This window comes from Pseudoduganella sp. R-32 (assembly GCF_049913245.1).
GTDB lineage: Bacteria > Pseudomonadota > Gammaproteobacteria > Burkholderiales > Burkholderiaceae_D > Rugamonas.
In genome coordinates this window covers 314,748-341,071 of the sequence record NZ_CP183987.1, presented here as the reverse complement: position 1 = coordinate 341,071, position 26,324 = coordinate 314,748, and the positions used below count along the sequence as shown (strand labels likewise).

General features: G+C 63.6%; 27 protein-coding genes. 9 read left to right on the top strand and 18 right to left on the bottom strand.

Annotated elements, in window-relative coordinates; genetic code table 11:
• Nucleotides 1–7 precede the first annotated feature (7 nt).
• On the bottom strand, nucleotides 8–880 hold the full coding sequence (locus ACN9MU_RS01565; RefSeq protein ID WP_426166847.1) for a DMT family transporter: 873 nt from the start codon (nucleotides 878–880) through the stop codon (nucleotides 8–10).
• 79 nt (nucleotides 881–959) lie between these two features.
• Here ACN9MU_RS01565 and ACN9MU_RS01560 point away from each other — a divergent pair, with 79 nt between their 5' ends.
• Together ACN9MU_RS01560 and ACN9MU_RS01555 are read left to right on the top strand one after the other, a co-directional pair.
• A complete protein-coding gene (locus ACN9MU_RS01560) occupies nucleotides 960–1,838 on the top strand; it encodes a LysR family transcriptional regulator (protein WP_426320065.1) in 879 nt (292 codons plus the stop codon).
• Nucleotides 1,835–2,440 (top strand): YdeI/OmpD-associated family protein, encoded by a 606-nt coding sequence (locus ACN9MU_RS01555; protein WP_426320063.1) that lies wholly within the window; start codon nucleotides 1,835–1,837, stop codon nucleotides 2,438–2,440. The genes ACN9MU_RS01560 and ACN9MU_RS01555 overlap by 4 nt, the downstream gene beginning before the upstream one ends.
• Here the strand turns inward: ACN9MU_RS01555 and ACN9MU_RS01550 are convergent.
• Entirely contained in the window at nucleotides 2,407–2,877 is a 471-nt protein-coding gene (locus tag ACN9MU_RS01550) for a DUF2269 family protein (RefSeq protein WP_426320061.1), read from the bottom strand. The two genes, ACN9MU_RS01555 and ACN9MU_RS01550, sit on opposite strands and share 34 nt — an antisense overlap.
• A complete protein-coding gene (locus ACN9MU_RS01545; RefSeq protein WP_426320059.1) occupies nucleotides 2,865–4,172 on the bottom strand; it encodes an SDR family oxidoreductase in 1,308 nt (435 codons plus the stop codon). The genes ACN9MU_RS01550 and ACN9MU_RS01545 overlap by 13 nt, the downstream gene beginning before the upstream one ends.
• Before the next feature lie 48 nt (nucleotides 4,173–4,220).
• Here ACN9MU_RS01545 and ACN9MU_RS01540 point away from each other — a divergent pair, with 48 nt between their 5' ends.
• Nucleotides 4,221–4,691, top strand: coding sequence for a hypothetical protein (locus ACN9MU_RS01540; protein WP_426344021.1), 471 nt, complete (start codon nucleotides 4,221–4,223; stop codon nucleotides 4,689–4,691).
• Here the strand turns inward: ACN9MU_RS01540 and ACN9MU_RS01535 are convergent.
• The gene (locus ACN9MU_RS01535) at nucleotides 4,688–7,804 is read right to left on the bottom strand and encodes a response regulator (RefSeq protein ID WP_426344020.1); all 3,117 of its coding nucleotides are present in this window, start codon (nucleotides 7,802–7,804) and stop codon (nucleotides 4,688–4,690) included. The genes ACN9MU_RS01540 and ACN9MU_RS01535 overlap by 4 nt on opposite strands.
• 126 nt (nucleotides 7,805–7,930) lie before the next feature.
• Here ACN9MU_RS01535 and ACN9MU_RS01530 point away from each other — a divergent pair, with 126 nt between their 5' ends.
• Entirely contained in the window at nucleotides 7,931–8,140 is a 210-nt protein-coding gene (locus ACN9MU_RS01530) for a YgaP family membrane protein (protein ID WP_426166833.1), read from the top strand.
• Nucleotides 8,140–8,658, top strand: coding sequence for an RNA polymerase sigma factor (locus ACN9MU_RS01525; protein ID WP_426320053.1), 519 nt, complete (start codon nucleotides 8,140–8,142; stop codon nucleotides 8,656–8,658). The genes ACN9MU_RS01530 and ACN9MU_RS01525 overlap by 1 nt, the downstream gene beginning before the upstream one ends.
• Here ACN9MU_RS01525 and ACN9MU_RS01520 read toward each other — a convergent pair.
• The 13 genes from ACN9MU_RS01520 to ACN9MU_RS01460 all read right to left on the bottom strand — a co-directional run bounded on the left by ACN9MU_RS01520 (nucleotide 8,655) and on the right by ACN9MU_RS01460 (nucleotide 21,792).
• A complete protein-coding gene (locus tag ACN9MU_RS01520; protein ID WP_426166829.1) occupies nucleotides 8,655–9,194 on the bottom strand; it encodes a FixH family protein in 540 nt (179 codons plus the stop codon). The two genes, ACN9MU_RS01525 and ACN9MU_RS01520, sit on opposite strands and share 4 nt — an antisense overlap.
• Nucleotides 9,195–9,204: 10 nt before the next feature.
• The gene (gene ccoG / locus ACN9MU_RS01515) at nucleotides 9,205–10,572 is read right to left on the bottom strand and encodes a cytochrome c oxidase accessory protein CcoG (protein ID WP_426166827.1); all 1,368 of its coding nucleotides are present in this window, start codon (nucleotides 10,570–10,572) and stop codon (nucleotides 9,205–9,207) included.
• A gap of 3 nt (nucleotides 10,573–10,575) precedes the next feature.
• Nucleotides 10,576–11,508, bottom strand: coding sequence for a cytochrome-c oxidase, cbb3-type subunit III (gene ccoP, locus ACN9MU_RS01510; RefSeq protein WP_426320049.1), 933 nt, complete (start codon nucleotides 11,506–11,508; stop codon nucleotides 10,576–10,578).
• Nucleotides 11,501–11,647 (bottom strand): cbb3-type cytochrome oxidase subunit 3, encoded by a 147-nt coding sequence (locus ACN9MU_RS01505; RefSeq protein ID WP_426166823.1) that lies wholly within the window; start codon nucleotides 11,645–11,647, stop codon nucleotides 11,501–11,503. The genes ccoP and ACN9MU_RS01505 overlap by 8 nt, the downstream gene beginning before the upstream one ends.
• A 1-nt stretch (nucleotide 11,648) precedes the next feature.
• Entirely contained in the window at nucleotides 11,649–12,263 is a 615-nt protein-coding gene (gene ccoO / locus ACN9MU_RS01500; protein ID WP_426166821.1) for a cytochrome-c oxidase, cbb3-type subunit II, read from the bottom strand.
• Between the two features lie 23 nt (nucleotides 12,264–12,286).
• Complete coding sequence (gene ccoN, locus ACN9MU_RS01495) at nucleotides 12,287–13,711, bottom strand: cytochrome-c oxidase, cbb3-type subunit I (protein WP_426166819.1); 1,425 nt, start codon at nucleotides 13,709–13,711, stop codon at nucleotides 12,287–12,289.
• 78 nt (nucleotides 13,712–13,789) lie between these two features.
• Nucleotides 13,790–13,936 carry a cbb3-type cytochrome oxidase assembly protein CcoS gene (ccoS, locus tag ACN9MU_RS01490; RefSeq protein ID WP_426166817.1) on the bottom strand — a complete coding sequence of 49 codons (147 nt, stop codon included), beginning with the start codon at nucleotides 13,934–13,936 and terminating at the stop codon, nucleotides 13,790–13,792.
• 4 nt (nucleotides 13,937–13,940) lie between these two features.
• Nucleotides 13,941–16,409, bottom strand: coding sequence for a heavy metal translocating P-type ATPase (locus tag ACN9MU_RS01485; RefSeq protein WP_426166815.1), 2,469 nt, complete (start codon nucleotides 16,407–16,409; stop codon nucleotides 13,941–13,943).
• Nucleotides 16,406–17,191 (bottom strand): sulfite exporter TauE/SafE family protein, encoded by a 786-nt coding sequence (locus ACN9MU_RS01480; RefSeq protein WP_426336744.1) that lies wholly within the window; start codon nucleotides 17,189–17,191, stop codon nucleotides 16,406–16,408. The genes ACN9MU_RS01485 and ACN9MU_RS01480 overlap by 4 nt, the downstream gene beginning before the upstream one ends.
• Before the next feature lie 7 nt (nucleotides 17,192–17,198).
• Entirely contained in the window at nucleotides 17,199–18,629 is a 1,431-nt protein-coding gene (gene hemN, locus ACN9MU_RS01475; RefSeq protein WP_426166811.1) for an oxygen-independent coproporphyrinogen III oxidase, read from the bottom strand.
• Nucleotides 18,630–18,646: 17 nt separating this feature from the next.
• Nucleotides 18,647–20,299: a methyl-accepting chemotaxis protein gene (locus tag ACN9MU_RS01470; RefSeq protein WP_426166809.1), complete on the bottom strand. Its 1,653-nt coding sequence runs from the start codon at nucleotides 20,297–20,299 to the stop codon at nucleotides 18,647–18,649.
• 110 nt (nucleotides 20,300–20,409) lie between these two features.
• Nucleotides 20,410–20,817, bottom strand: a complete 408-nt coding sequence (gene yiaA / locus ACN9MU_RS01465) for an inner membrane protein YiaA (protein WP_426166807.1) — start codon at nucleotides 20,815–20,817, stop codon at nucleotides 20,410–20,412.
• Nucleotides 20,818–20,862: 45 nt separating this feature from the next.
• Entirely contained in the window at nucleotides 20,863–21,792 is a 930-nt protein-coding gene (locus tag ACN9MU_RS01460; protein ID WP_426166805.1) for a DUF808 domain-containing protein, read from the bottom strand.
• Nucleotides 21,793–21,900: 108 nt separating this feature from the next.
• On the opposite strand from ACN9MU_RS01460, the gene ACN9MU_RS01455 reads away from it, so the two are divergent.
• The 3 genes from ACN9MU_RS01455 (at nucleotide 21,901) to ACN9MU_RS01445 (ending at nucleotide 24,734) form a co-directional block, all read left to right on the top strand.
• The gene (locus tag ACN9MU_RS01455; protein ID WP_426344019.1) at nucleotides 21,901–22,542 is read left to right on the top strand and encodes a LysE family transporter; all 642 of its coding nucleotides are present in this window, start codon (nucleotides 21,901–21,903) and stop codon (nucleotides 22,540–22,542) included.
• Entirely contained in the window at nucleotides 22,539–22,730 is a 192-nt protein-coding gene (locus tag ACN9MU_RS01450; RefSeq protein WP_426166801.1) for a DUF1653 domain-containing protein, read from the top strand. Before ACN9MU_RS01455 ends, ACN9MU_RS01450 begins: the two co-directional genes overlap by 4 nt.
• A gap of 87 nt (nucleotides 22,731–22,817) precedes the next feature.
• Nucleotides 22,818–24,734: a DUF6600 domain-containing protein gene (locus tag ACN9MU_RS01445; RefSeq protein WP_426344018.1), complete on the top strand. Its 1,917-nt coding sequence runs from the start codon at nucleotides 22,818–22,820 to the stop codon at nucleotides 24,732–24,734.
• A 115-nt stretch (nucleotides 24,735–24,849) separates the two neighbouring features.
• Here the strand turns inward: ACN9MU_RS01445 and ACN9MU_RS01440 are convergent, their stop codons facing one another.
• On the bottom strand, nucleotides 24,850–25,338 hold the full coding sequence (locus ACN9MU_RS01440; protein ID WP_426166797.1) for a phage regulatory CII family protein: 489 nt from the start codon (nucleotides 25,336–25,338) through the stop codon (nucleotides 24,850–24,852).
• A 95-nt stretch (nucleotides 25,339–25,433) separates the two neighbouring features.
• Between ACN9MU_RS01440 and ACN9MU_RS01435 the strand changes: the two genes are divergently transcribed.
• Complete coding sequence (locus ACN9MU_RS01435) at nucleotides 25,434–26,324, top strand: hypothetical protein (protein ID WP_426344017.1); 891 nt, start codon at nucleotides 25,434–25,436, stop codon at nucleotides 26,322–26,324.

The window sequence follows — 26,324 nt, the reverse complement described above, 5'->3', positions numbered from 1 at the left end:
CGCTTGATTATCGATTTGTGATTGTCACGCCGGTGGCCACCAGCAGGCCGCCGGCAATCATCGAAGCCATCACCTGCTCGCCCAGCATCAACGCCGCGAGCGATACACCGAATACCGGCACCAGGTTGTTGAACACCGCCGTGCGTGCCGGGCCAAGGGCCTTCACGCCCTCATACCACCACACGAAAGCCACCACGGTGCCGAAAGCGCCAAGGTAGGTAACCGACGCCCACACCTGCCAGCCCAGCGATGCCCAAGCCACGTTCGGCAACTCACGCGAGGCGGTGATCAGCAGGAAGCCCAGGCCCCACAGCGAGGCATACGTGGTGGCGGCGATCGGCGACAGGCCTTTCAGTGCGGCGCGGCCGACCAGCGTGTAGGCTGCCCAGCAGGAGGCTGCGCCCAGCATCATCAATTCACCAACGCCGATCGACTGGCTGATGTCATGCAAGGCCGCCATCGGCTCGCCGCGCGTGATCAGTACTGTGGCGCCGACAAAGGCAATGCCGATTCCCGCCCATTTCTGCCAGTTCAGGCGTTCGCGCAGCACGGCGGCAGCGGCCAGCGCGGTCACGATCGGATTCATCGCGATAAAGAGCGCCGAGCGGCTGGCTTCCATCTTGCCCAGCGCAGAGAAGAAGCAGAAGTTGTACAGGAAGATACCGGTCAGGCCCAAGGCGGCGGTCGCCCCCAGTTGCTGCATCGAGAGTTTCGGCAGGCCGCCTTCCCGCTTCCAGGCCAGCACCAGCAGCAGCGCGGCGGCAATCGAGAAGCGGATGGAGGCTGCCGTCAGCGGCGGCAGTGCATTCGAGACAATATGGCCGGCGATGAAGGTGCCGCCCCATATCAGGGTGCAGGCGATCAGTTTCAGGTAGATCATGGCAGTGGGCCTTGCGTGTCAGTGAAGGAGGTTATACATTAATACTAATCCTGACTCATAGAAAAATGAGTAAATCCTCATGACTTTCACCCAACTGGAAATCTTCGCCCTCGTGGCGGAATTGCGCGGCTTCACCGCCGCCGCCATGCGGCTTGGCGTGAGCCAGTCCGCTATCTCACATGCCATCAAGTCGCTGGAGCAGGAGCTGGGCGCCCAGCTCATCGAACGGCAAGGCGCCACGGCCGACGTGACGGAACTGGGCCAGCGCCTGCTGGTGCGCGCCCGAGAGATCCTCGGCCTGGCGGAATCGATGCGGCAGGAAGTGTCGGCAGCCAGCGGCCTGAATAAGGGGTTGCTGCGCATCGGCTCCTTCGGCCCGACCTCTTCGCTCAAGCTGATCCCGGCCATTCTCGACGTCTTCCAGAAGCGCTATCCCGGCATTGAAGTGCGCATCGACGAAGGCACGGACGACGACACCCTGCAATGGATTCTCGACCGCCGCGTCGACATCGGCTTTATCCAGCAGCCTGACGACCGTTTCGACACCGTCGACCTGGTGGAGGACCAGATGGTGGCGCTGCTGCCGGCAGGCCACCGCCTGGCGGCCAAGAAGTCCGTCAGCGCGCACGACCTGGCGAACGAGCCTTTCATCATGCCGGACGCCGGCTGTTCGACCCTGATCGAGCCGCTGTTTGCCGCACAGGGCCTGTGCCCGCAAGTCCGTTACCGCATGTCGCAGGTGCTGACCGTGCTGGGCATGGTGGGGCGCGGCGATGGCGTGTCAGGCATGGCAGAATTGGCGCTGCCGATCGACCTGGCTGCCACCCATCCGAACATCGCGGTGCGCCCCTTCTCGCCCCCAGTGCGGCGCCGAGTCGGGCTGGCGCTGCGCAACCTGGCGCAGGCCTCGCCGGCCGCCAAGGCTTTTGTCGAAGTCGCACGAAAGGTCAAACTATGAGCACTAAAGTCGAACTGGAGCAGCGCCTGTTTGCCACAGGAAAAGCATGGTGGACGTGGCTGCAAAAGCAGCATTCCTCCTCGCCCGGCGTGTGGATGAAGATCGCCAAGAAAGAGGCGCCGGAAACGTCGGTCCAGTACCCGGAAGCGCTGGACGCGGCCCTGTGTTTCGGCTGGATCGACGGTCAGAAGAAGAGCATCGACGAGCAATACTGGCTGCAAAAGTTCACGCCGCGCGCCAAGCGCAGCATCTGGTCCAAGGTGAACCGCGACAAGGTCGCCGCACTGGCCGAAAAGGGGCTGATGCAGCCTGCCGGGCTGGCGGAAGTCGAGCGCGCCAAGCAGGACGGCCGCTGGGAAGCAGCATATGACTCATGGAGCGCGGCGGAAGTGCCGGCCGATTTGCAGGCAGCGCTGGATGCCAGCGCCAAGGCGCGTGCGAACTTCTCGAAGCTTAGCTCGCAGAACCGCTATTCGATCCTGTTCCGCACCCACCAGGCCAAGCGCGCGGAAACACGGGCCAAACGGATTGGCGAATTCGTCGCCATGCTGGAGCGCGGCCAGGCCATCTATCCCCAGGCCGGCTTCACGACCATCAAGTAGAACACGGCGATGAAGGCGAAGAAAGCCGGAATGCCAAGCACGACCCAGGCGCGGAAGTAGCGCCAGAACTGGGCAGGCAGCGGCGCCGCCTGCTGCATCGCTTCCGCCGCGACATCGCGCATCTTCATTTGCAGCCAGACGACAGGCAGCCAGCACAGCAAGGCGATCACGAACAGCACGACGGACCATTTGATCCAGGGCGTGTGTATGGGAAAGCCGGCGAGATGGATCAGGTAAAAGCCGGTCGCCGGCTGGGCGATCATCGTAACGCCGGTGAACAGCCAGTCGGCAATCACCAGAATGCGGGTGACGACGGCAATTGCCTGCACATTTTTGCTGATCACCGCGAACAGCAGGTACCACGCGGAGCCGATGCCTGTGCCGAACAGCAGCGTTGAAGAGAGGACGTGCAGCCATTTGACGATCAGGTATTCCATGACGGTTTCTCCATTTCGTAGAGCATCCACAGCGTGGCCAGCATGGGCAGGTTCTTGCTGATTGGGCCATAGGGGTGGAGCAGGAATTCGGGCAGGCGCCAGGCGATGACGATGCTGTAGAAGGCGATCAGGGCGATCTGCGCAAGCCATAACCAGCGTCGGCTGCGGCGTGGCCAAGCCAGCGTTGCCACGCCAAAGGCAAGGTCGAGCGCGGATGCGCCGTACAGCATCAGCGGCGCCAGCATTTGCGGCACGCCGGTGCGAACCAGCAGCGTGTAACTGTCGGCGACCGGATACAGGCCGGCCGATACGATGGCAGTCCAGATCCACACAGCGGCGATGCTCACACGCAGAACGGGCAGCAGCCAGTCGAGTTGCGCCTGGCTGCGTGTAGCCTCCGGCTGGGCAATAAAGTCGCGCACCGCACGCGGCTGGCGGCCCAGCAGTGCAGCCAGGGGGGCCGCGTCAGCGGTATTCCCGCGCGCCAGCATCTCCAGCGCCTCGCGGTCGAGTGGGCTCCCTGGAAGGATGCCCGCAACGCGCGACAGGCTGCGTGCGAGCCAATCCGGCAACCGCAGCACCGGCAAACGCCACCGGCCCAGGCCCATCGCTTCCCTCAACGCGCGCAAGTAATCCACGAATGGCAGCGCCTCCGGGCCAACCAGCGCCAGGCGCGCCACGCCGGCGCCCGTCGCAGGACGCTCGGCGGCTCCCCGCTCGACCAGGATAACGATAGCGGCTACGACATCGTCGATATGGACCGGCTGTACCAGCTGCGGCGCACTGCCCAGCCGGACCGCGAGCGGCATGCTGGCCAGCATGCGAAACATGCGCGCGCTGGCGCCCTCCGCACCATAGACCAGCGAGGGCTGCACGATGCAGCCGTCCAGCTGCGACGCAGCCAGTGCATCGTCGGCCGCCTTCTTGCTCGCGTGAAAAGCTGAACGCGCGCCGGCATCCGCACCAAGCGCCGACACCTGCACCACATAACGTACGCCCACCTCCGCGCAGGCGGCGAACAGTGCGCGCGGCGCCGCATCATGCACAACCGCAAAAGAAGCTGCGCCTTGCGGACGAAAAATACCGACCGCGTTGACCACCGCATCCACGCCCTTGAGGCGCGCCGCCCACACAGCTTTTTCGGTATCGTGGACGAAGTCGGCAGGAACAAAGCCCATGCGGTCGTCGCGGCTGGGATGCCGCCCGGCAGCAATGACCTCATGACCGCGCGCCAGCAAGGCCGCCGCAACACGCGACCCGATAAACCCTGTAGCGCCGGTCAGCAGCACCCGCATCGGCTCCTCCTCCCGTCCTCGGACATTACACGAAAAGGGAGAATCGCCATGGACACTTGGAGCACGGCGCTCAAGCACAGCGTATTGCCCGGCGCACTGGCCAGCCTTGCCTCGACGCTGGTGCTGGCCGCTTGCGGCAAACGCGAAGCCGGCAGCATGTTTGCAGGAGTAAATGCGGTTAGCCATTGGCTCTGGGGTGACAAGGCGACGCGCGTCGACAAGCCTACGCTCAAGCACACGCTGGTCGGATACCTGATCCACCACGGGGCGTCGATGTTCTGGGCCGCGCTATTCGAAAAGTCCTGCTGCAAGACGCTCGACAAGAAGGAGGCGGCAACCACCGCCACCGTGGCGGCGGCGGCAAGCGCTGTCGCCTGCTTCACCGATTACCAGCTGACGCCGCACCGGCTGCGGCCGGGATTCGAGGAGCGCCTGTCGCATACGTCGCTGCTGATGGTGTACCTGGCCTTCGGGGCAGGCCTGGCTGCCGGGGCCTACCTGAACCGGCGCGACAGCTAGCGGTCTTCTTGCTCCAGCCAGCGGCGCCCGTGCGCCAGCACCTGCTCCAGTTCGTAGCGCACGGCAGCCAGCATGCCCGGCAGGTTGTCCGGATTGCCGACCCGGATTGCCGATTCGGCGTCCAGCGTGGCCTTCACCAGCCGTTTTGCCCCCAGCACGCCGACCGCGCCGCGCAAGCTATGCAGGATGCGCGCCGCTTCGCCGGGCCGGCCCGCGCGCACTGCTGCATCCGCATCGTCCATGGGCTGCAGGCCGCCTTCGAGCGCGCCGCGCACCATCTTGAACATGACCGCCCGGCCCTTCTGGTCCTTGCCCATCACGCGCATCAGGCTGTCCATGCTGAATACCTGCTCGGACGGCGCCTGCTCCGAGGGCGCCGTGCCGGCATCGTTGGCAGCGGACGCGCTTCCCGCAGGCTTGCGCAGGTAGCGCTCTATCACCGCCATCATCTCCTCGATCACCACCGGCTTGGCGATGAAATCGGTGATGCCGGCCTCGGTGCAGCGATGGCGTTCGGAAGCCAGCACGCCTGCGGTCATGGCTATCACCGGCAGGTCAAGTTTCAGCTCGTCGCGGATCATGCGCGTGGCGCTGAAGCCATCCAGCACCGGCATCTGCATATCCATTAGCACGATGTCATAGCGGCTGGCGCTGGCCCGCAGGATATCGACCGCCTGCTGGCCGTCGCCCGCCACGTCGAGCGTTGCGCCGGCAAGTTCCAGGATGCCGCGTGCAACGGCCTGGTTCAGCAGGTTGTCCTCCACCAGGAGGAAATGCGCGCCGCGCAGCCGGTTGCCCAGTGCGGAAGCCGACGCAGAAGCATCTTCGGCTCCGCTGGATGCCGCCAGCGCCTGGTGCAGGGCGTCGAACAGGCTCGATGCCGTGATCGGCTTGACCAGTACCGCATCCGCTTCCGGGGTGCTGGCGATATCGTCGACCTGCGCGCGCGCGAAAGCATTGATGGTGACCACGATAGGCTGGCGGTGGCCCTCGGCTGCCCGCCTGATTTCGCGTGCCGAGGCATAGCCATCCGAACCTGGCATGTGCCAGTCGGTCAGCACCACGTCATAAGGGTGGGGCCCGGACAGCCGTTCCTGGAAGCGCTGCAGGGCTGCCTCGCCACTATCGACTTCGTCCGCATCCCAACCCCAGGCGCGCAACAGTTGGGCGATCATGGTGCGGCTGGTGCTGTTATCGTCCGCTACCAGCACGTTCAGCGGCCCGATCGTCGGCAGGCGTCGCGCTGCGGCGCGTTCCGGCAGCACGCTGAACCAGAGTTCGAAGGAGAAGGTGCTGCCATCGCCGGGCGCGGTTTGAAGCTGCACCTGGCCACCCATCAGCTCCACCAGGCGGCGCGTGATGGCCAGGCCCAGGCCGGTGCCGCCAAAGCGGCGCGTGATGCTCTCGTCGCCCTGCGAGAAGGCATGGAACAACTGGGCAGTCTGCTGTTCCGTCATGCCGATGCCGGTGTCGCGGACTTCGAAGCAAAGCAGTGCGCGGTCGGCCACCCGTACCGCCGTTTTCACCGAAACCACCACTTCCCCCTGCTCGGTGAACTTGATGGCGTTGCTGGCCAGGTTGGTCAGGATCTGCTGCAGCCGCAGCGCATCGCCATGCAGCAGGGTTGGCACGTCCGGCGCCACCACGATGGCCAGTTCCAGCTCCTTGTCTCCGGCGTTCATGGTCATGGTGGTGGCCAGGGTCGCCATCGCCTCGTCCAGGTCAAAGTCGATCGGCGCCAGTTCCATGCGGCGCGCTTCGATCTTGGAAAAGTCCAGCACGTCGTTCAGGATGCCCAGCAAGGACTGGCCGGAAGTGCGGATCATGTTCAGGTATTTGCGCTGTTGTGCGCTGAGCGAGGTATTCCCGAGTAAATACACCATCCCTAGCACGGCGTTCATCGGCGTGCGGATCTCATGGCTCATATTCGCCACGAAGTCGCTCTTGGCGCGATTGGCCGCCTCGGCACGGTCGCGCTCCTGCTCCAGCTCCTCCGCGCGCAGGCCGGCTTCCGCCATCAGGGCCTGCGAGTGGGCTTCGGCTGCCTGGCGCTCCTGCATCAGGCTGTTGAATGCTTCCGTCAGTTCGCCAACTTCATCTTTGCGGGTGACGGGAATTGGGGTGAACGCGCCGGGCGCGGCACGCAGGTCCTGGATCGCATTCCGCAATTTCGCCACTGGCGCCAGCAGGTAGAGCGTGATCCAGCCGATCAGCAGCGCGGCGACCACTGACGCCGCTACGCCCCATGCCAGCATATGTAACAGAACGCCTTCGAAAGGCTCAAAGGCTTCATTCACCGGCAGGATGGAGGCAAGCAGCCAGTCGGTGGATTTCAGCCGCCGGTAGCTGCTTACGCCGGGCACCCCGGCGGCACTGGTGCTGAAGACGGTGCCCTCGAACTCCCCGTTCATCGCGCGCGTCGTAGCCGGGTTGGCATTCGGGGCCCGCGGCTGAAGGATGCGGCTGGCTTCGGGATGCACCACGTAGATTGACGGCTCGCCGAGCGTCACGGCGAAGTAGTAGCCGGTCTTGCCTACCTTGGCGGTGCGCAGGTGGCCCAGCATATTGTCCTTGTACAGCCGCAGCACGCCGGCCAGTACGCCGGCCACCTTGCCGCGCTCGTCCAGGATGGGCGCCACCATCTGTACGATGGGCTGGCCGCTGACGCGGCTCTTGATCGGTCCCGCAATCAGCGGCTTGCGGGTCTCCAGCACTTTCTTGAAGTATTCGCGGTCTGCGACCGAGACCTTCTCCCGTCCGGTGATATGGGGAACATCTGCCACTACGCTGCCGGCGGCATCGATCACGATGACGTCGTCGAACATCGACAGCATGGCGCGCTCCTCGTACCAGTTGCGCAAGCCGGCGGGGTCGTTCATCAGGCTGCGCGGCTGCTTGCGTGCCGACTGGGCGATGACGTCCAGCAGGGTAGTCAGCTTGTCGTCCAGGTCTTCGGCGGTGCGGGTGATCAGGGCATCCTGCTGCGCAAACAGTACCTTGGTGAAGTCCTCGCGCAGGCGTTGTGCCTGCAATACGGTCACCACGGCAATCATCACGATGGACGTGATGCTGGTGGCAAGTGCGACCTTCACATTGATCCCGAGAGGCTTCATCGACGTCCTTTGGGCGAGGGGGCTGCTGGCTAGTGTAATTTATTTTTGTAACCGCGAATCCAAATCCGGAATCGACCCCTCTTAGCAGGTGAGGAATTTCCCTCCAACTGCGAAAAGGAGTGCAAAATGTTCTATGTTAAAAATGTCCCAACCTGGGAACGCGCCCTGCGCGTGATCGTTGGCCTGGCAGTGGTGGCGTGGGCCGTCCTGGCCCTCGGCGGGCTGTGGGGCGCGGTCGTGGCGCTGTCGGCGGCGGGGATCGTGCTGTCAGGGCTGTTTGGCTTCTGCCCTGCCTGCGCCATGGTGGGCCGCAAACTGGATAAGGCGAATCGGTAATGGCACTTCTTGAACAGCACCAGCCGGTGCTGCAGGCGGCCCACAGCGGCGATCCGCAGGCCCTGGCCAAGCTGCTGGCGGTGTGCCAGCCCGACATCCGTCGTTATGCGCAGCGCAATTGCCTGATCAGCGACGTGGATGATGCGGTGCAGGAGGTGCTGCTGGTGATGTCGCGCCGCCTGTCTTCGCTGAAGGTGCTGGCGGCGTTTTCCGGCTGGCTGTTCAAGGTCGTGCAGCGCGAGTGCCGGCGGCTTGGGCGGCGCGCCTTCAACTACGACCCGTATGACGAGGAGCGCGCCGAGCAATGGCTGGCATCGCAGGATGATGCAGGCTTGCGGACGGAACTGGTGCAGGCGCTGGAATCGCTGCCGCGCGACTACCTGCAGATTGTGCTGCTGCGCGACTTTGAAGAATTGAGCATTGCGGAGATTGCGCAGGAACTCGGCCTGACGACGGCGGCTACCAAGAGCCGCCTGCATCGGGCGCGTGCGCTGGCGCGCGAATACCTGGTCGGCTAGCGTGCCGTGCCGGGCGTAGTGCCAGCGTCGGCGCGGATCGCCACTTCGCGTTCTACAGGCCATTGCCAGACGCCTTCCAGGCGCCAGTCGCGCTGCTTGCCCTCGACGAGCACTTGCCAGCGCGAGCGCTCCAGCATCGGCAGCGCTACGCTGAAGTTGCCGGCGGCATCGGGGCGGGCCATCAGCACCATGTCGCGATTCGGCTGGGTGGCGTGTTGCAGGCGCACGGACAGTATTTCGTCCGCGAGCGGCTTGCTGCTGCCGACATGGCCGTGCAGCAGGCCTTCCGCTGCGTCGTAGCGCAGGCCGATCGACAGGCCGAGGGCGGCGGCCGCGCGGTCGCGCCGCAAGTCCTGGTTGATCGCCTTACCCTGTTTGTAGTAGTCGCCCACCACCAGCGCATCCTGGCTGGTGAAAGCGACGTAGCTGGTGGCGATGCCTGCCACTGCCACAACGGCCGGGCCGAGCATCAGCAGCCATGGCCAGCGATGGGTATACCAAGGGGCGGCGTCGGCGGGGGCGACGGTAGCATTCATTTCAATCTCCTTAGCGCGGCACGATGAATACCGCTTTTTCCTTGACGGCCAGCGATGGATCATCCAGCGCCGTCAGCTCAATCGCAATCTTGTTGGATCCAGTCTCGCCCTTGCCGTGATCAACGCGCAGGCGGATCGGCACCGCGCGGGTTTCGGTCGGGCCCAGTTCCACGGTATCCGGTACCGCAACCTGCAGCGTATCGATGCCGCTGGCACGGATACGGTAGGTATGGCCTTGTTCGCCGGTGTTCATGATCTGGAGGCGATACACGTTTTCGATCATGCCGTTTTCCACTTCGCGGCCCATCGAACCGCGGTCGCGGATCACGTCCATCTTCAGCGGCGTGCGCAAGGCCAGGGTGGTGAATACGGCGATGATGAACAGCAGCAGGCCGCCGGTATAGAGCAAGACGCGCGGGCGCATGATGCGCTTGCGGATCTCTTTCGCACTCAGGCCGAGCTGCATTGCGCGATCGGTGCTGTAGCGAATCAGGCCGCGCGGCTGCTGGATCTTGTCCATCACGATATCGCAGGCATCGATGCAGGCGGCGCAGCCGATGCACTCGTACTGCAGGCCTTTACGGATATCAATGCCGGTCGGGCAGACCTGGACGCACAGCGAGCAGTCGATGCAGGAGCCTTCCGATTTCGGGCCGCGCGGTTCGCCGCGCTTTTCGTCGTAGGTGATGATCAGCGTGTCGCGGTCGAACATCGCGCTCTGGAAGCGGGCGTAAGGGCACATGTACTTGCACACCTGCTCGCGCAGCCAGCCGGCATTGCCGTAAGTGGCAAGGCTGTAGAACAGCACCCAGAAGGTTTCCCATGGGCCGAAGTTGAACGTCTGCGCTTCCTTGGCGAGGTTGTGCAGCGGCGAGAAATAGCTGACGAAGGTAAAGCCGGTCCACAAGGCCAGCAGCAGCCACGCGAGATGCTTGCCGCCCTTTCGCCAGGCTTTGTTGAACGACATCGGCTCTTTCGCCAGGCGCATCTGGGCGCTGCGCGATCCTTCGAACTTACGCTCGATCCACAGGAACATCTCCGTGTAGACCGTTTGCGGACAGGAGAAGCCGCACCACACGCGGCCGGCAACCGCCGTGACCAGGAACAGGCCCCAGGCACAGGCGATCAGCATGGCCGCCAGGTAGATGAAGTCCTGCGGCCACAAGACCAGGCCAAAGATGTAGAACTTGCGCGACATCAGGTCGAACAGGATGGCCTGCCGGCCATTCCATTGCAGCCAGGGCGCTCCGTAGAAGACCAGTTGCGTCAGGATCAGGCAGATCCAGCGCAGGTTCTGGTAATGGCCTTTCACCTCGCGCGGGAAGATATCCTCGCGCTTGGCGTACATCTTGATGACTTGTGGTGCGGGGGCGTTCATTTCTTACCGAGAAGCGGTGACTGGAGGGTTCGACAGGCCCCAAACGTAGGCTGCCAGCACATGCACTTTGCCTTCGCCGAGGAAGTCCTCGAAGGCAGGCATGGTGTTGTTGCGGCCCTTGCGGATGGTTTCCATGATGGTTTCGGCACTGCCGCCGTACAGCCAGGTCTTGTCGCTCAGATTAGGCGCACCCAGCATCGGGTTTCCCTTGCCGCCCGCACTGTGGCAGGCCATGCAGGCGCTGAACTTCGACTTGCCCATGACGGACTTGATCGGGTCGTGCGTGCTGTCCGACAGGCTCAGGACATACTGCGCAACGTTTTCGATATCCTTTTCCGACCCCACTGCGGCGCCCATCGGAGGCATCACGCCGTGGCGGCCCTTCATGATGGTCAGCTTGATGGTGTCGGGATCGCCGCCATGCAGCCAGTCCTTGTCTGCCAGGTTCGGGAAGCCCTTGTTGCCGCGTGCATCGGAACCGTGGCATTGTGCGCAGTAGGTCAGGAACAGGCGTTCGCCGATGGCGTGCGCCTGCGGATCTGCCGCTACTGCTTTCAGGTCCTGGCCCTTGTACTTGTCGAACAGCGGGCCGTACTCCTTCTCTGCCTTGGCCAGTTCTTCCTTGTGCTCCTTGGCGGAAGTCCAGCCCAGCGAGCCCTTATAGCTGCCCAGGCCCGGATACAGCCACAGATAGCCGATGGCGAAGGCGATGGTCAGGTAGAACAGCCACATCCACCAGCGCGGCATGGGCGTATTCAGTTCGGTCAGGTCTTCGTCCCAGATATGGCCGGTGGTGCCGACTTTGCCGTCCACCGACTTCAGGGCTGAACCTTTGACGGACGACTGGGACCACAGCAGCACGCCGCAGCCGACGATGCCGATGACGGTCAGGACGACGACGTACAGGTTCCAGAATTCGCTGGTGAAATCAGCCATGGTCCTTCTCCTCGTCTGCGAAAGGCAGCTTGGCTGCTTCTTCCCAGTTACCGCGCTGGGCCCACCATACGATGCCGAGGAAAGTGAGGAAGGAAATCACCGTCATCACATTGCTCGCATTGCCAAAAAAGTTTTCCATTTCAGTTCCTCGTCTTGATCAGGGTGCCCAGGCCTTGCAGGTAAGCCACCAGTGCATCCTCTTCCGTCTTGTTGGCCAGTTCGGCCGGTGCGGCGGCGATTTCTTCTTCCGTGTACGGATCGCCCATGCGCTTCAGTGCGCGCATCTTCGGCACCACGTCTTCCGGCTTCAGCTTGTTCTGCGCCAGCCACGGATAGTTCGGCATGTTCGATTCCGGCACCACGTCACGCGGGTTGTTCAGGTGGGTGCGGTGCCACTCGTCGGAGTAGCGGCCGCCAACGCGTGCTAGGTCTGGGCCGGTGCGCTTGGAGCCCCACTGGAACGGGCGGTCATACACAAACTCGCCCGCCACCGAGTAGTGGCCGTAACGCTCGGTCTCGGCGCGGAACGGGCGCACCATCTGCGAGTGGCAGACGTAGCAGCCTTCACGCACATAGATGTCGCGGCCGGTCAGGCGCAGCGCGGAATAAGGCTTCAGGCCCGCCACCGGCTCCGTGGTCGACTTCTGGAAGAACAGCGGGATGATCTCCACCGCGCCGCCCACCGATACCACCAGCGTAACCAGAGCGATCAGCAGCCAGGGGTTCTTCTCAATCCATTCATGGGAAAATTTCATCTTCTACTCCGATCAGTTGCCACTCAGGCGGCCATGCTCAATTCAGGGATGCGTGCACGCGTCGTTTCGCGGCCCTTCAGGGTCATCCAGGCGTTGTAGGCCATGATGCACATGCCGGCCAGGTACAGCAGTCCGCCCAGGAAGCGCACCACGTAGTACGGATAGGTGGCCTTGACGCTTTCCACGAAGGTGTAGGTCAGGGTGCCGTCGGCGTTGACTGCGCGCCACATCAGGCCCTGCATCACGCCGGCAATCCACATCGCGGCGATGTACAGGACGACGCCGATGGTGGCGACCCAGAAGTGCAGGTCGATCAGCTTGGTGCTGTACATCCTGGTCTGGCCGGCCATGCGTGGGATCAGGTAGTAGATCGAGCCCATGGTGATGAAGCCCACCCAGCCCAGTGCGCCGCCGTGAACGTGGGCGATGCCCCAGTCGGTGTAGTGCGACAGTGCGTTGACGGTCTTGATCGACATCATCGGGCCTTCGAAGGTGGCCATGCCGTAGAAGGACAGGGACACGATCATCAGCTTCAGGATCGGGTCGGTGCGCAGCTTGTGCCATGCGCCGGAGAGGGTCATCATGCCGTTGATCATGCCGCCCCAGCTTGGCGCCAGCAGGATCAGGGAGAACACCATGCCCAGCGATTGCGCCCAGTCAGGCAGCGCGGTGTAGTGCAGGTGGTGCGGACCGGCCCACATGTAGGTGAAGATCAGCGCCCAGAAGTGCACGATCGACAGCTTGTAGGAGTACACGGGACGCTCGGCCTGTTTCGGGATGAAGTAGTACACCATGCCCAGGTAGCCGGCGGTCAGGATGAAGCCCACCGCATTGTGGCCGTACCACCACTGGATCATCGCGTCCTGCACGCCGGTGTACATGGAATAGGACTTGAACAGCGAGGCCGGCATCGACATCGAGTTCACCACGTGCAGCAGGGTCACCGCCAGGATATAGCCGCCGAAGAACCAGTTGGCCACGTAGATGTGCTTGACCTTGCGCTTGACGATGGTGCCGAAGAAGACCACCGCGTAGCTGACCCACACCAGGGCGATCAGGATCGAGATTGGCCATTCCAGCTCAGCGTATTCCTTGCCGCGGGTGAAACCCATTGGCAGGGTGACCACGGCGGCCAGGATCACCGCTTGCCAGCCCCAGAAAGTGAAAGCTGCCAGCTTGTCGGAGAACAAACGGACCTGGCAAGTGCGCTGCACCACGTAGTACGACGTGGCGAACAGGCCGCTGATGCCGAAGGCGAAAATCACTGCATTGGTGTGCAGGGGACGCAGGCGACCGTAGGTCAGCCAAGGAATGTCCAGGTTCAGGGCGGGCCAGGCAAGTTGGGCGGCGATGATGACGCCGACCAGCATGCCCACAACGCCCCACAGTATGGTGGCGATCGCGAATTGCTTCACGACCTTGTAGTTGTAGTCCAGTGATTGATCCACTTTGAATTCTCCAGGCAGACACTTTGATGAGATATGTCAAAGGTTACCGAGGAGCACTTCAAAAAAACATGACGTGGATCAAATCCGGTCGTTGTCCTGCAAAACGCGGATGGCCGGGCCTACCAGATCGTCGAATTGGCCGTCATCCGAGGCCTTGAAAAACAACCACAGCGCGCCGAAAACCAGGCCGACGCTGATGGGGATGAGCAGGTAAAGTGATTCCATTTTTTTAACCTCTGCGCAAACGAAGCGCATTGAGAACGACGATGGCGGAGCTGGCCGCCATGCCAACGCCGGACAGCCAGGGGTTCAGCACACCGAAGGCCGCTGCCGGAATGGCAACAATGTTGTATAGCGTGGCCCAGGCCAGGTTCTGGCGAATCACGCGCATGGTCTTGTCCGCGCTGCGGGCGGTTTCCGTCAGCAGCGGCAGGCGGGCGTCGAGCAGTACGCAGTCGGCATGTACTTGTGCCAACGTTGCCCCGCTGCCCATTGCGAAAGAGACATCGGCCGCGCTCAGCACGGCGGCGTCGTTGATGCCGTCGCCAACCATCGCTACCACGCCGCCGCGCGCTTGCAGCGCCTGGACGTATGCCAGCTTTTCGTCCGGCAGGCAGTCGCCGATCGCCTCCGTGATGCCCAACTGTCCTGCCACGCTCTCCGCCAGTGACTGCTGGTCGCCGCTTAGCAGCACGACCTCCTTGCCGAGCCGCTGGAAGAATTCAACCGTCCGCCGCGCATCCGCCCGAAGTGCGTCGGAAATGCGGAAACGTCCCAGCCAACGGCCCTGCATGCCCAGCCACACGGTGGTCATCGGCGAGCTGTCCGTGGCGCCCGCAGCGCCAGCCGTTCCGGCCAGGCCCGATCGCGGTACCGGGCTGCCAGCGATGCCGGCTACATATGCCGCAGTGCCGAGGCGATAGCGAACACCATTGACCATGCCTTCCATGCCCTGCCCCGCCAGTTCGTGCAGGCCGGTGGCGCCAGCCGCGCCAGCGCCATGCGCTTCAGCGGCGGCGCTGATGGCCCGTGCAATCGGGTGCGCGCTGCCAGTTTCGAGTGCCGCTGCCACGCGCAGGATGCCGATGATCCGCGCGCCATCGATCGCGTCGATGTTTTGCACGGTTGGGCAGCCTTCCGTCAGCGTGCCGGTCTTGTCGAATACGATATGTGTGGTGCGGTGCAAAGTCTCGAGGACATGCGGCTGCACGACCAGGGCGCCTTTGCCCAACAGGCGGTCTGTCGCTGCTGCCAGCGCCGAGGGAGTCGCCAGCGACAAGGCGCATGGGCAGGACACCACCAGTACGGCAATCGCCACCGGCCAGGCGCGCACTGCGTCATGCCAGGTCCAGAAGCCAAAGCTGGCCGCCGCGAACAGCAGCAGCGCAGCGACAGACCAAGAGGCGGTACGGTCCGCCCATTGCGCGATTTGCGGCTTGGCGCTGCCGGCGCGCTCGATCAGCTTGAGCAGGCCGGCCAGGGTGCTTTCGCGCGCCGGCTTCTCGACGCGCAGTACGACCGGGCTGCCTGCGTTGACCGCGCCGCCGGGAATCGTATCGCCGACAGTCTTGCGCTGCGGGGCGCTCTCGCCGGTCAGCAGCGACAGATCGACGGCCGTGCTGCCTTCAACGACAACGCAATCGGCTGCCACGGATTCGCCGCCTTTGACAATGATATGGTCGCCGGCGGCAAGTGCGCTGGCGGGCACGGTGGTGGCATCGCGCAGGTCCGGCCAGGCAGCCAGGCGCTGCGCCATCTCCGGTACGCCATGGCGCAGGCGCGACAAGGCGCTGGCTGCCTTGCGGCGCGCCACCATTTCCAGGTAGCGGCTGGCCAGCAGCAGGAAAATGAACATGGTGACCGAGTCGTAATACACCTCGCCGTGGCCGCGGAAAGTCGATACGGCACTACCGATGAAGGCGGCCATGATGCCTAATGCCACCGGCACGTCCATGCCCAGCACGCGCGCCTTCAGGCTGGCCCAGGCGCCTTTCAGGAAAGGCTGGGCAGAGTAGGCAATGGCGGGCAGCGTCAGGAGCAGGCTGGCCCAGCGCATCAGGCTAGCCATGCCGGCATCCAGCGTGCCGTCGTCACCGGCCATGTATTCCGGCGCCACGTACATCATCACCTGCATCATCGACAGGCCGGCAACGAAGAGCTGGCGGCCCAGCGTGCGGCTGGCTTTCTGCAGCTGCGCGTCGTGGCGGCTGGTATCGTAAGGCCAGGCGTTGTAGCCAATGCTGCGCACCGCCTCCAGCAGCGCCGCGGCGGTAGTTTTATCCTTGTGCCAGCGAAGGAACAGCTTTTCCGTGGCGACGTTCAGGTTGGCCATTTCCACGCCTTCGACCTGGCGCAGCCGATGCTCGATCAGCCACACGCAGGCGGCACAGCGGATGCCTTCCACCAGCAAGGTCGTTTCGCGCGCATCGCCATCGTCGATGATGTTCGGATCGTCTTCCGGCAGCGCGAGCGCGGCTGGCACCAGCGCCGCTGCGACGCCCGCCTCGCCCGGCGCGGCAAAGCCATTGCGTTCGCGGTAGTAGCTGGCCTGGCCGATATCGACAATGGTCTGCGCAACAGCCGCGCAGCCAGGGCAACACATTGCGCGCTCGACGCCTTCGATGTTCACATGCCAGTTGGCACTTGCGGCGACCGGCTGGCCGCAATGGAAGCAGGCCGCAATTTCATTCATCATCATGGCTGCACCGTCAGGCAAAGCACATCGAACAATGCGTGCTGGCCGCCGCTGGCTGCGCGGGCCAGGCCCAGCACGCCGAAGCCCAGTACCAGCAGGCCGCAGGCCACTCGCACTGAGCGTTTTTGCAGGTACTGGCGCAGCTTCGAACCAGCCATGCCCATCGCCAGCAGCATCGGCAGCGTGCCCAGGCCGAAGGCGCCCATCACCAGGGCGCCATCCAGCGCGGAGCCTGTCAGCATGGCTGTCAGCAGCATGCTGTACACCATGCCGCAAGGCACCCAGCCCCACAGGCCGCCGAGCGCCAGCGCCTTCAACGGCGTATCCATCGGAACCAGGGGCTTGACCATCGGTTGCACGCGGCGCCACAGGATGCCGCCCACGGCCTCCACGCGGGCCAGGCCGCGCCAGGCGTCCATCAGGTAGAGGCCCATGGCGACCAGCATCAGGTTGGCCATCCAGTAGGCGATCAACTGCGCGGATGCCATTTGTGCCAGGCTGGCGATGCTGCCGGCGATGCCGCCTGCAATTGCACCAGCCAGCATATAGCTGCCAATGCGCCCGCTGTTATAGGCCAGCACGTGGCCAAGCGCGCCTGCATTGGCGCCGGCCCAAGTCATGGCGGCAGTTCCACCCGTGCCCATGCGCGCAATCGGGATCACGCGAGCACGCGCCGGCGCGGCGGACGGACCGCCAACGCTGAACGCGCTGACGATGCCGCCGCACATGCCGGCGCAATGCACACTGCCGGCGAGGCCGGCAATCAGGATGGGCAGCAGGTTCATGAACTCCTCAAATCGTGCGCGAGAAGCGCAGCGGATGCACTTGTCCCGGCGCCGTTCCTGCAGCACGGTCGGCAGTCAGGTGGCGGTCGAACACCATGCAGATATTGCGGATCAGCAGGCGACCCTTGGGCGTTACGGAAATCCAGTCGTCTTCGATCGCCAGCAAGCCGTCGCGCTCGAACTCGCGCAGCTTTTCCAGCTCCTTGGCGAAGTACTGCTTGAAGCGGATCGGATAACCGAGTTCCAGCGCCGAGATCGACAGCTCGAAGTTACACATCAGCATCTGGATCACCATGCGGCGCAGCAGGTCGTCGTTGTCCATCGCGTAGCCGCGTGCGATCGGCAGGCGGCCTTCGTCCAGGCGCGCGTAGTATTCGTCCAGCGTTTTCTCGTTCTGGCTGTAGGTGCCGTTCACCGAGCTGATGGCAGACACGCCCAGCGCCACCAGGTCGGTTTCGGCGTGGGTCGAGTAACCCTGGAAGTTGCGATGCAGGCGGCCCTGGCGCTGTGCCACGGCCAGGTCGTCGTCCGGCTTGGCGAAATGGTCCATGCCGATGTAGACGTAGCCGGCCTTGGTCAGGCGATCGATGCACAGGGCCAGCATATCCAGCTTCACGGCCGGCGTTGGCAGCTCGTCTTCCGCAATACGGCGCTGCGGCTTGAACAGGTGCGGCATGTGCGCGTAGTTGTACAGCGCGATGCGGTCGGGATTGGCCTCGATCACCTTGTCCATCGTTGCCTGCATGGTGGTCATGCTTTGCTTTGGCAGGCCGTAGATCAGGTCCACGCTGATTGAGCGGAAGCCCGCGTCGCGCGCTGCCTGGATCACGGCCAGGGTTTCCTCGGCAGGCTGGATGCGGTTGACGGCCTTCTGCACGTCAGGATCGAAGTCCTGCACGCCCATGCTGACGCGGTTGAAGCCCTGCTTGCGCAGCGTGTGGATACGTTCAGCGTCGACGGTGCGCGGGTCGATCTCGATCGAGTACTCGCCCTCTTCATCCGGTGCGAATTCGAAGTGCTTGCGCATGTGCGCCAGCAACTCGCCCATCTGGTCGTCATCCAGGTAGGTCGGGGTGCCGCCGCCGAAGTGGAGCTGCTCCACGCGGTTCATGCCCGCGAACAGCTTGCCCTGCATATCGATTTCCTGCTTCAGGTAGCCAAGGTAGGTGACGGCCTTGCTGCGGTCCTTGGTCACCACCTTGTTGCAGGCGCAGTAGTAGCAGACCACGTTGCAGAAAGGGATATGGACGTACAGCGAGAGCGGTGCACGCGCCCCGCGCATGCGCAGGTTGGCTTGCGCCTCGAGGAAGCTGGAGTAGCTGAAGTCCGGCTTGAAGCGGTCGGCGGTCGGGTACGAAGTGTAGCGCGGGCCGGAAGTGCTCATGCGGCTGATCAGCTCTGCATCAAACTGTACGGTTGGTTCTGCAATGGTATTCATGATTTTCTCGTTCGGTATCAGGCTGCGAGGCGTTTGGGCGCCTTACGGGTTGGCTGCGCGCCGCGTGCCGAATTGACAGCCGTCAGGCGCGCATGACGGGTGCGTTCAAATTTGAACAGGCTGAAGGCGTCGCGCAGGTGGCCGGCTTCGTCGGCCAGGCTGACCGCCGCTGCGGCGGCCTCTTCGACCAGGCCGGCGTTCTGCTGCGTCACCTGGTCCATGTGGTTGACGGCCTGGTTGACCTGGTCGACGCCGATGCTCTGCTCGCGGGAGGCGGTGGAAATCTCGTGCATGATGGTGGTGACCTGCTTGACCGAGTTCACCACTTGGTCCATGGTGGCGCCGGCGCGTTGCGCACGTTCCATGCCGGTGCTGACCTTCTCCACCGAGATTTCGATCAGCTGCTTGATGTCCTTGGCGGCAGCGGAGGAGCGCTGCGCCAGGTTGCGCACTTCGCCAGCCACCACGGCGAAGCCGCGGCCCTGCTCACCGGCGCGTGCCGCTTCGACCGCGGCGTTCAGCGCCAGGATATTGGTCTGGAAGGCGATGCCTTCGATCAGGCCAATGATGTCGACCACGCGCCGGGACGAGGAGTTGATCTCGTCCATGGTCGCAATCACTTCGGACACGATCTCGCCGCCTTGCACCGCTACGCCGGAAGCGCTGACTGCCAACGCGTTCGCTTCCATCGAGTTCTCGGCATTGGCCTTCACGGTCGAAGAGAATTCCTCGATGCTGGAAGCGGTCTTTTCCAGGCTCGCTGCCTGCGATTCGGTGCGGCCGGCCAGGTCGGCATTGCCGGCGGCAATCTGCTTGGTCGCCACGGCCATCGCATCGATATTGAAGCGCACGTCGCGAATGGTGGCGATCAGGTTGTTATTCATCTGCTGCAGGGCGCGCAGCAACTGGCCCACTTCGTCGGTGCTGTCGGTGTCGAAGGAGCCGGTCAGGTCGCCGGCCGCGATCAGGCGCGCGCCATCGAGCGCGCGGCCCAGCGGCTGCAGCATGCCGGTGCGCAGCGTGTACCACAGGAAGACGTTGATCAGGAAGCCAAAGGCCGTGGCGCCAAAGATGCCCCAGCGCGTCACGTCGCTGGTGCCATCGGCGAACAGTGCAGCGATGCAGACCGCGATCTGCAGCACGTTGACCACGCTGGTGGCCAGCCAGATGCGCATGGCCAGCGACACATGGCTCAGGCGTGCCAGCACGTTCGACAGGCCCAGGCGCACGATCTGGCCATTCTTGATGCGGATATTGCGGGCACCGGCAATGATCTTGCGGTAGGCCTCGGTCGCGGCCGCGATCTGGCCGCGTTCGGCCTTGGTGCGCACCGACATGTAGCCGATGGTGCGGCCGTTTTCCTTGATCGGGGTGATATTCGCTTTGACCCAGTAGAAATCGCCGTTCTTGCAGCGGTTTTTCACCAGGCCGGTCCAGGGAATGCCGGCGCGGATGGTTTGCCACAGGTCGGCAAACGCTTCCGGCGGCATGTCCGGGTGGCGGATGATGTTTTGCGGCTGGCCAATCAGCTCCGCAGCGGAGAAGCCGCTGATGTGCTCGAAGTAAGGATTTACGTAGACGATATTGCCTTCCAGGTCAGTCTTGGAGACGATCGCCTGGTCTTCGTCCAGTTCTACTTCCTGATTGGTTACCGGTAAATTCTTACGCATCGCGCGCTCCCTGTTGACTTTCTTGCCATAACGCAAGATCACAGGGAACAGTCTAGGGACTTGGGCGCGCTTTTTTAATGATGTAGATCAAATCTGGCAGGGTTGGCCGGTCAGGCCACTTCTGCCTGGATTGCCGAACTGTCACGAACGTTCTTTTGCACTGCGACGGCGGCAAACAGGCTCAGGGCAAAAGCCATGCCGTAAAAGCCTTTTTCGCTGAGCGCCAGGTTGGCATTCCACAGGCCGACTCCTAGCAGCAGGATGGCGGACGCGGTGGAAATCCAGCACAGGCCGAAGTACATATTCGACACGCGGATGCCTTCCACCTTGTCGCGCACCGACTTCTGCAGCGATACAGCGGCGAACAGACCATACAGCAGCAAGGTCAGGTAGTACCCTTTCTCGTTCAGCGCCATCTGGGCATTCCACAGTCCGGCCAGGAAGGCGCCGGCGCCCAGCAGCAGGGCGGTCCAGGAGGCGCCAACAAACGCGCCGGAAGGTCGGTTATGGGTCGACATAGGATTCTCCTTGTTAAAAATGACAGTGTGCCGCCGGGCCGATGCTTAGCGCTTGACCACGCTCAACAGTTTGCTGCCGATGGTGACGACCGCCAACACGATAGCGCCGGCGATCACGCCACCAATGGTATCCAGCGCGGACGGGGTAATGGCAGCCAGCAGGGGACCAACGCCGCCCACCGAACCGGCAGCTTCGGCAGCGTGATGGATCACGTCATGCGCGCCAGGAATACCGTGGGTCAGGATGCCGCCACCGACCATGAACATCGCGACCGTACCGGCAACCGACAGGAATTTCATCAGCTTGGGCGCCGCAGTCAGCAGGAAACGGCCGATCGCCTGCACGGCGGCACCGGCACGCTTGGTAAGGTACAGGCCGGCGTCGTCCATCTTCACGATGGCGCCCACCAGGCCATATACGCCCACGGTCATCACGATGGCGATGCCAACCAGCACCGTCACCTGTTGCAAGAAGCTGGCGGCCGCCACGGTGCCCAGGGCGATTACGATAATCTCGGCCGACAGGATGAAGTCGGTACGCACGGCGCCCTTGACCTTTTCCTTTTCCATTGCCACCAGGTCAACACTCTGGTTCGCATCCACCAGTTCCTTGTGGTGCTGCTCATCTTCCGCCGGCGAATGCAGGAACTTGTGGGCAATCTTCTCGAAACCTTCAAAGCACAAGTAGGCGCCGCCCAGCATCAGCAGGGGCGTAATCGCCCATGGCGCGAAGTAGCTGATCGCCAGCGCAGCAGGCACCAGGATCGCCTTGTTGATCATCGAACCCTTCGCTACTGCCCAGACAACAGGCAATTCACGGTCGGCTTGCACGCCTGCGACCTGCTGCGCATTCAGCGCCAGGTCGTCGCCCAGCACACCCGCGGTCTTCTTGGCTGCCACTTTGCTCATGGCAGCCACGTCGTCCAGGATGGTGGCAATATCGTCGATCAGTGCAAGCAGGCTGGAACCGGCCATTTCGTATAACTCCAAAGAAAAATTACAGGATCGACAATCTAACACGCCGCCGCAGCCAGCGGGCATCTTCAACGCTACAATGAACTCTTTATTCGTCGGTAATCGGTCATGACTTTCACCATCTGGATCACCTTTGTCATCGCTGCCTGCATCATTGCCGTGTCGCCTGGTTCCGGCGCGGTGTTGTCAATGTCGCATGGTTTGTCCTATGGCGTGAAGCGTACTTCCGCCACCATCCTCGGCCTGCAACTGGGCTTGCTGCTGGTGCTGGCGATTGCCGGCGCGGGTGTCGGCTCCCTGCTGATCGCCTCTGAGGTCGCCTTCAGCGTGGTGAAGACGGTAGGCGCGTTGTACCTGATCTGGCTGGGCATCAGCCAGTGGCGCGCCAAAGTCGCCGCCGGCGAAGGCGTACATGCCGCCCGCCAGGCGCTGCCGACCTTCCGCAAGCGCGTGATGATCGGCTTCCTGACCAATGCCACCAACCCGAAAGGCATCATCTTCATGGTGGCGGTGCTGCCACAGTTCATCAACCAGCATGCTCCGCTTCTGCCGCAATTGGCCATCCTGGCCGCAACCATGTGCGTGATCGACCTGGTGGTGATGCACAGCTACGCCTTCCTGGCCTCGTCGATGCAGCGCTTCTTCCGCGAATCTTCTGCCATCAAGGTGCAAAATCGCGTATTTGGCGGTCTTCTGATGTTTATCGGCGGCGCCCTGTTCTTCGTCAAGCGGGGAGCGGCACAGGCATGACCACCCAGTTCCGGCATTACAAGGGCGGCATCTACGATCTGGTGTGCGAAGCCACGCTGGAATCCGACCTCAGCACAATGATCGTGTACAAGGCCGCCAACGGCTCCATCTGGTGCCGCCCGCGCGAAGTTTTCTTCGAAATCATCGAAGTGGATGGCAAGCAGGTGCAGCGTTTTACCCCCATTTGAAATTATTTGTAACTTGCGTCCTCGCCAAGGGGGCTCAGGCGTTATATAAAAACAAAAACGCCGCAGACGTTCCCTTGGAGAGATAGAATGAGCCGCAAGATAGTGCAGTTCCTGGTGCTGGCAGCGCTGGTCGCAGTGACCTCGGTTGCCATGGCCGATCCGCCCGCCCGGGTGGGACGGGTGACGGTTACCGAAGGCAGGGTGACCATGCTCGTCAACGGCGAAGAAGAATCCGGCAACCTGATGAACTGGCCGGTCACCAGCGAAAACCACCTGACGACCGCGTCTGGCGCCCGTGCGGAATTCCGCGTGGGCTCCACCGCAATCCGCCTGGACGGCGACACCGACCTCGAGGTGCAGGAACTGGATGACGAGCGCCTGGTGCTGCGCCTGAACTACGGCACCGCCGCCGTGCGCGTGCGCGATCCGGCCATGCTCAATGAATTCGAATTCCTCACGCCGCAAGCCCGCATTACGCTCACCGAACCCGGCTCCTTCCGGGTCGACACGGAGCGCGCTCCCGACACCACCGTGGTCAACGTCTTCGCCGGCAATGCCCGCGTTGAAGGCGCCGGCACCATGCTGACCGCCCGGTCCGGAAAACGCGTGGAAGTACGCGGCGACGACATCTTTACCGCGCTGGCGCGGCGTGATGATTTCGACAACTGGGTCGCCAACCGCGACCGCCGCGACGAAGGCATGGTCGCTTCGCGCTACGTGCCGGCTGACATGACCGGCTACGAAGACCTGGATAATTACGGCAACTGGGTGGAAGACCGCGAATACGGCACCGTCTGGTTCCCGCGCGCGGTGCCGGTCGGCTGGGCGCCCTACCGTGACGGCCGCTGGGTCTGGATCTCGCCATGGGGCTGGACCTGGGTCGATAACTCGCCCTGGGGTTATGCACCGTTCCACTATGGCCGCTGGGTCGTGGTCAGCGGCCGCTGGTGCTGGACGCCGGGACGCGTCATTGGCCGCGCAGTATGGTCGCCCGCGCTGGTGGGCTGGGTCGGCGGCAATAACTGGAGCGTAAGCTTCGGCTCGGGCCGTTCCGGTCCCGCCGTTGGCTGGTACCCGCTGAGCCCGCGCGACCGCTATGTACCGGCTTACCGCGTATCGTCCGATTTCGAGCGCCGCCTCGTGTGGAATCACCGCACCAACGAGCGCTGGCACGAGCGCTACCACGACCGCGACCACGATGGCCGCCGCGATGGCGTGACCGCCTTGCCGAGCGACCAGTGGGGGCGTGGCCGCCATATTCCTGTGAACAACGGAGCGCGCGTTACGCCGCAGGACGTGCGCAACGTGCCGATCATGACCGCGCCGCCGGTCTTGGCTTCCAGCTTGCAGCGTCCGCAACGCCAGGAACCGCCGCCGAGCCGTGAAGACCGCTTCAACCGTGACCGCGACGACCGCTTCAATCGCGACCGTAACTGGGAGCGTCGTGCCGAACGCGGCCCGGACCTGCGTGGCCCTGAGCGCCAGGAACAGCAACGCCAGCAGTTGCTGCAAACCCAGCCGCAGCAACCTCAGCAGCTGACGACGCCGCCACAGCAGCCGCGCCAGAACTGGACCCGTACCGACAATGACGAGCGCGACAATTGGCGCGGCCGCAATATGCGGGAGGAGCAGCGCCGCCCAGGCATCATTACGGCGACCCAGCAGCCGCCGCAATTGCAAGCAGCGCCGCCGCAAATGCCGCAGCCGCAGCCGCAACGCGTGGAGCAACCGCGCCATGAGCCGCGCTTCGGCGGAGGGGACCGCGATGCCCGGGAAGACCGTGGCCGCCGCGACGCACCGCCGCAGATGCAGATGGCCCCGGCCCGCCCGCCGCAGATGTCGCCACCACCGCAGCAGGCCCAGCCGCAAGCACAGCCGCAAATGCAACCCCAAATGCAGCCGCAGCAGCAACATCAACAACAGCCGCAACAGCAGCAACAGCAGCAGCGCCGTGAAGTGCGTGAACGTCGCGGCGAAGATCGCCGGGAAGAAGAGCGCCGTTAAAGCGATGTCATGAAGGGGAGCGAAACAGGGATAAGCTGCGCGCCTTGTCCCGACTATTTCGCCCCCACGGAAGAAAGAGTCTTAGCCAGCCGGCCAACAGGCCAGGCTGGCTTTTTTATTTGCCGATTTTCGCGCGCTGGCGAATGCGCTCGCGCCACTCGCCCAACGCCGACAGCGCGCCGTGGAACTCCCGCTCGATCAGGTCGGCCTCCGCCTCCGTCACCTTGCCATCGATCAGCGCCTCGGACACCGCCTCCGCCACCGCGCCCACCTGGGCCATCACCTTGCACACCGTCTGCGACAGGTCGTCATTGCTCACCTCATCGGGGATAGGGACGATGAAGGCCGCCATGCCATGCCGCGTCAGCAGCGCGTGCAGCGGCAACATGGCTTCATGCACGCCAGCCTTGTGGCACAGGTCCACGATCGTTGAAACCTCCTCGAACGAGGGGTAATGCGAAGCGATGGTCGGCGCCAGCTTATTGCGCAGCACGTTGGCCGAAATGCCCATTTGCTGGGCAAGCGCCTCGATGCCGCCGGGATAGGTACGCGCCACCTTGTAAAGCGCGTCGTGCTGGTTCATGTCCAGGTATTTCTTAGTCATGGTGAAGCTGGCCTTTTTTTACCGATGCAGTCGGATTGTTTGAAAGATATGCTGATTTTCATCGAAAGTTTAACTACCTGACAACGGTGAATTTCATGTTCAAGCGCACTCGCTTCGCGGCCATCATGGCAATCGTGGTGGCAATTGTAGTCGCCAACACGGCCGATGCCCGCCCAGGCGGCTCATACCGCAGCGGCTTTTCCTCGAGCCGCAGCACGGTTTCGCGCAGCGTCAGCACCCCGAGCAAGCCAAGCTTCGGCACCTTTGGCCAGCGGCAGTCGCAGCCGCCTGCTGCGGCACGCACGCAACAACGCGATTCGGCGATGTCCCGTGACCTCGACCGCCGCGCCGCCCAGGACCAGGCGATGCGCACCTATGACACGCGGCGTGCGGCCGCTACTGGCCAGCCGGCGCCCGGCAGCTTCGGCAGCTCCACGGCCTCCCGCACCGGGACCACGCCTCCGCTGCCTCCGCTTGATCCGGTCGTTCCTGGTGGCCGCAGCGGCGGAAATGGCGGCTACAGCAACGGCGCCTTTGCCCAGCACGGCGCCCCGAACAGCGGTTCGACCAGTGCGCCGGCGCCCGTAATCGTCCGCGACAGCAGCAACGGCTGGCTGTGGGGCATCGGCGGCTTCATGCTGGGCCGCGCAGCCAGCGGCCATGCGGCTCCGGCCCCTGCTCCTGCTGCTCAGCCAGCCCCGGCACCGGCGCCAACCGTCCAGGGTGACGTCAGCGGCAATACCGGTGCCATGGCCGATGCCGCCGGCGCGAGCGACATTGCTGGTGCTGTTGTCGAGACCGCCCGCCAGCAGCAAGTACAAGCCCCGGCCGCCAAACCAGCCGCCCACGAATCGAGCACCCTGGCCAAACTGGCAGTCGCCTTGCTGATCGGCGGCCTGGTGTGGCTGGCCTGGAAAGCCTTCAGGATGATGGCCGCGGCGCAGGAAGTGAAAAAGAACGCTAACTACTCGTTTGAAAGGAACTAA

What these genes read in the sequence shown, in the direction of transcription:
- ACN9MU_RS01565 (WP_426166847.1), bottom strand. Translation starts at nt 880, where the DNA reads ATGATCTACCTGAAACTGATCGCCTGCACCCTGATATGGGGCGGCACC.
- ACN9MU_RS01560 (WP_426320065.1), top strand. Translation starts at nt 960, where the DNA reads ATGACTTTCACCCAACTGGAAATCTTCGCCCTCGTGGCGGAATTGCGC.
- ACN9MU_RS01555 (WP_426320063.1), top strand. Translation starts at nt 1,835, where the DNA reads ATGAGCACTAAAGTCGAACTGGAGCAGCGCCTGTTTGCCACAGGAAAA.
- ACN9MU_RS01550 (WP_426320061.1), bottom strand. Translation starts at nt 2,877, where the DNA reads ATGGAATACCTGATCGTCAAATGGCTGCACGTCCTCTCTTCAACGCTG.
- ACN9MU_RS01545 (WP_426320059.1), bottom strand. Translation starts at nt 4,172, where the DNA reads ATGCGGGTGCTGCTGACCGGCGCTACAGGGTTTATCGGGTCGCGTGTT.
- ACN9MU_RS01540 (WP_426344021.1), top strand. Translation starts at nt 4,221, where the DNA reads ATGGACACTTGGAGCACGGCGCTCAAGCACAGCGTATTGCCCGGCGCA.
- ACN9MU_RS01535 (WP_426344020.1), bottom strand. Translation starts at nt 7,804, where the DNA reads ATGAAGCCTCTCGGGATCAATGTGAAGGTCGCACTTGCCACCAGCATC.
- ACN9MU_RS01530 (WP_426166833.1), top strand. Translation starts at nt 7,931, where the DNA reads ATGTTCTATGTTAAAAATGTCCCAACCTGGGAACGCGCCCTGCGCGTG.
- ACN9MU_RS01525 (WP_426320053.1), top strand. Translation starts at nt 8,140, where the DNA reads ATGGCACTTCTTGAACAGCACCAGCCGGTGCTGCAGGCGGCCCACAGC.
- ACN9MU_RS01520 (WP_426166829.1), bottom strand. Translation starts at nt 9,194, where the DNA reads ATGAATGCTACCGTCGCCCCCGCCGACGCCGCCCCTTGGTATACCCAT.
- ccoG (WP_426166827.1), bottom strand. Translation starts at nt 10,572, where the DNA reads ATGAACGCCCCCGCACCACAAGTCATCAAGATGTACGCCAAGCGCGAG.
- ccoP (WP_426320049.1), bottom strand. Translation starts at nt 11,508, where the DNA reads ATGGCTGATTTCACCAGCGAATTCTGGAACCTGTACGTCGTCGTCCTG.
- ACN9MU_RS01505 (WP_426166823.1), bottom strand. Translation starts at nt 11,647, where the DNA reads ATGGAAAACTTTTTTGGCAATGCGAGCAATGTGATGACGGTGATTTCC.
- ccoO (WP_426166821.1), bottom strand. Translation starts at nt 12,263, where the DNA reads ATGAAATTTTCCCATGAATGGATTGAGAAGAACCCCTGGCTGCTGATC.
- ccoS (WP_426166817.1), bottom strand. Translation starts at nt 13,936, where the DNA reads ATGGAATCACTTTACCTGCTCATCCCCATCAGCGTCGGCCTGGTTTTC.
- ACN9MU_RS01485 (WP_426166815.1), bottom strand. Translation starts at nt 16,409, where the DNA reads ATGATGATGAATGAAATTGCGGCCTGCTTCCATTGCGGCCAGCCGGTC.
- ACN9MU_RS01480 (WP_426336744.1), bottom strand. Translation starts at nt 17,191, where the DNA reads ATGAACCTGCTGCCCATCCTGATTGCCGGCCTCGCCGGCAGTGTGCAT.
- hemN (WP_426166811.1), bottom strand. Translation starts at nt 18,629, where the DNA reads ATGAATACCATTGCAGAACCAACCGTACAGTTTGATGCAGAGCTGATC.
- ACN9MU_RS01470 (WP_426166809.1), bottom strand. Translation starts at nt 20,299, where the DNA reads ATGCGTAAGAATTTACCGGTAACCAATCAGGAAGTAGAACTGGACGAA.
- yiaA (WP_426166807.1), bottom strand. Translation starts at nt 20,817, where the DNA reads ATGTCGACCCATAACCGACCTTCCGGCGCGTTTGTTGGCGCCTCCTGG.
- ACN9MU_RS01460 (WP_426166805.1), bottom strand. Translation starts at nt 21,792, where the DNA reads ATGGCCGGTTCCAGCCTGCTTGCACTGATCGACGATATTGCCACCATC.
- ACN9MU_RS01455 (WP_426344019.1), top strand. Translation starts at nt 21,901, where the DNA reads ATGACTTTCACCATCTGGATCACCTTTGTCATCGCTGCCTGCATCATT.
- ACN9MU_RS01450 (WP_426166801.1), top strand. Translation starts at nt 22,539, where the DNA reads ATGACCACCCAGTTCCGGCATTACAAGGGCGGCATCTACGATCTGGTG.
- ACN9MU_RS01445 (WP_426344018.1), top strand. Translation starts at nt 22,818, where the DNA reads ATGAGCCGCAAGATAGTGCAGTTCCTGGTGCTGGCAGCGCTGGTCGCA.
- ACN9MU_RS01440 (WP_426166797.1), bottom strand. Translation starts at nt 25,338, where the DNA reads ATGACTAAGAAATACCTGGACATGAACCAGCACGACGCGCTTTACAAG.
- ACN9MU_RS01435 (WP_426344017.1), top strand. Translation starts at nt 25,434, where the DNA reads ATGTTCAAGCGCACTCGCTTCGCGGCCATCATGGCAATCGTGGTGGCA.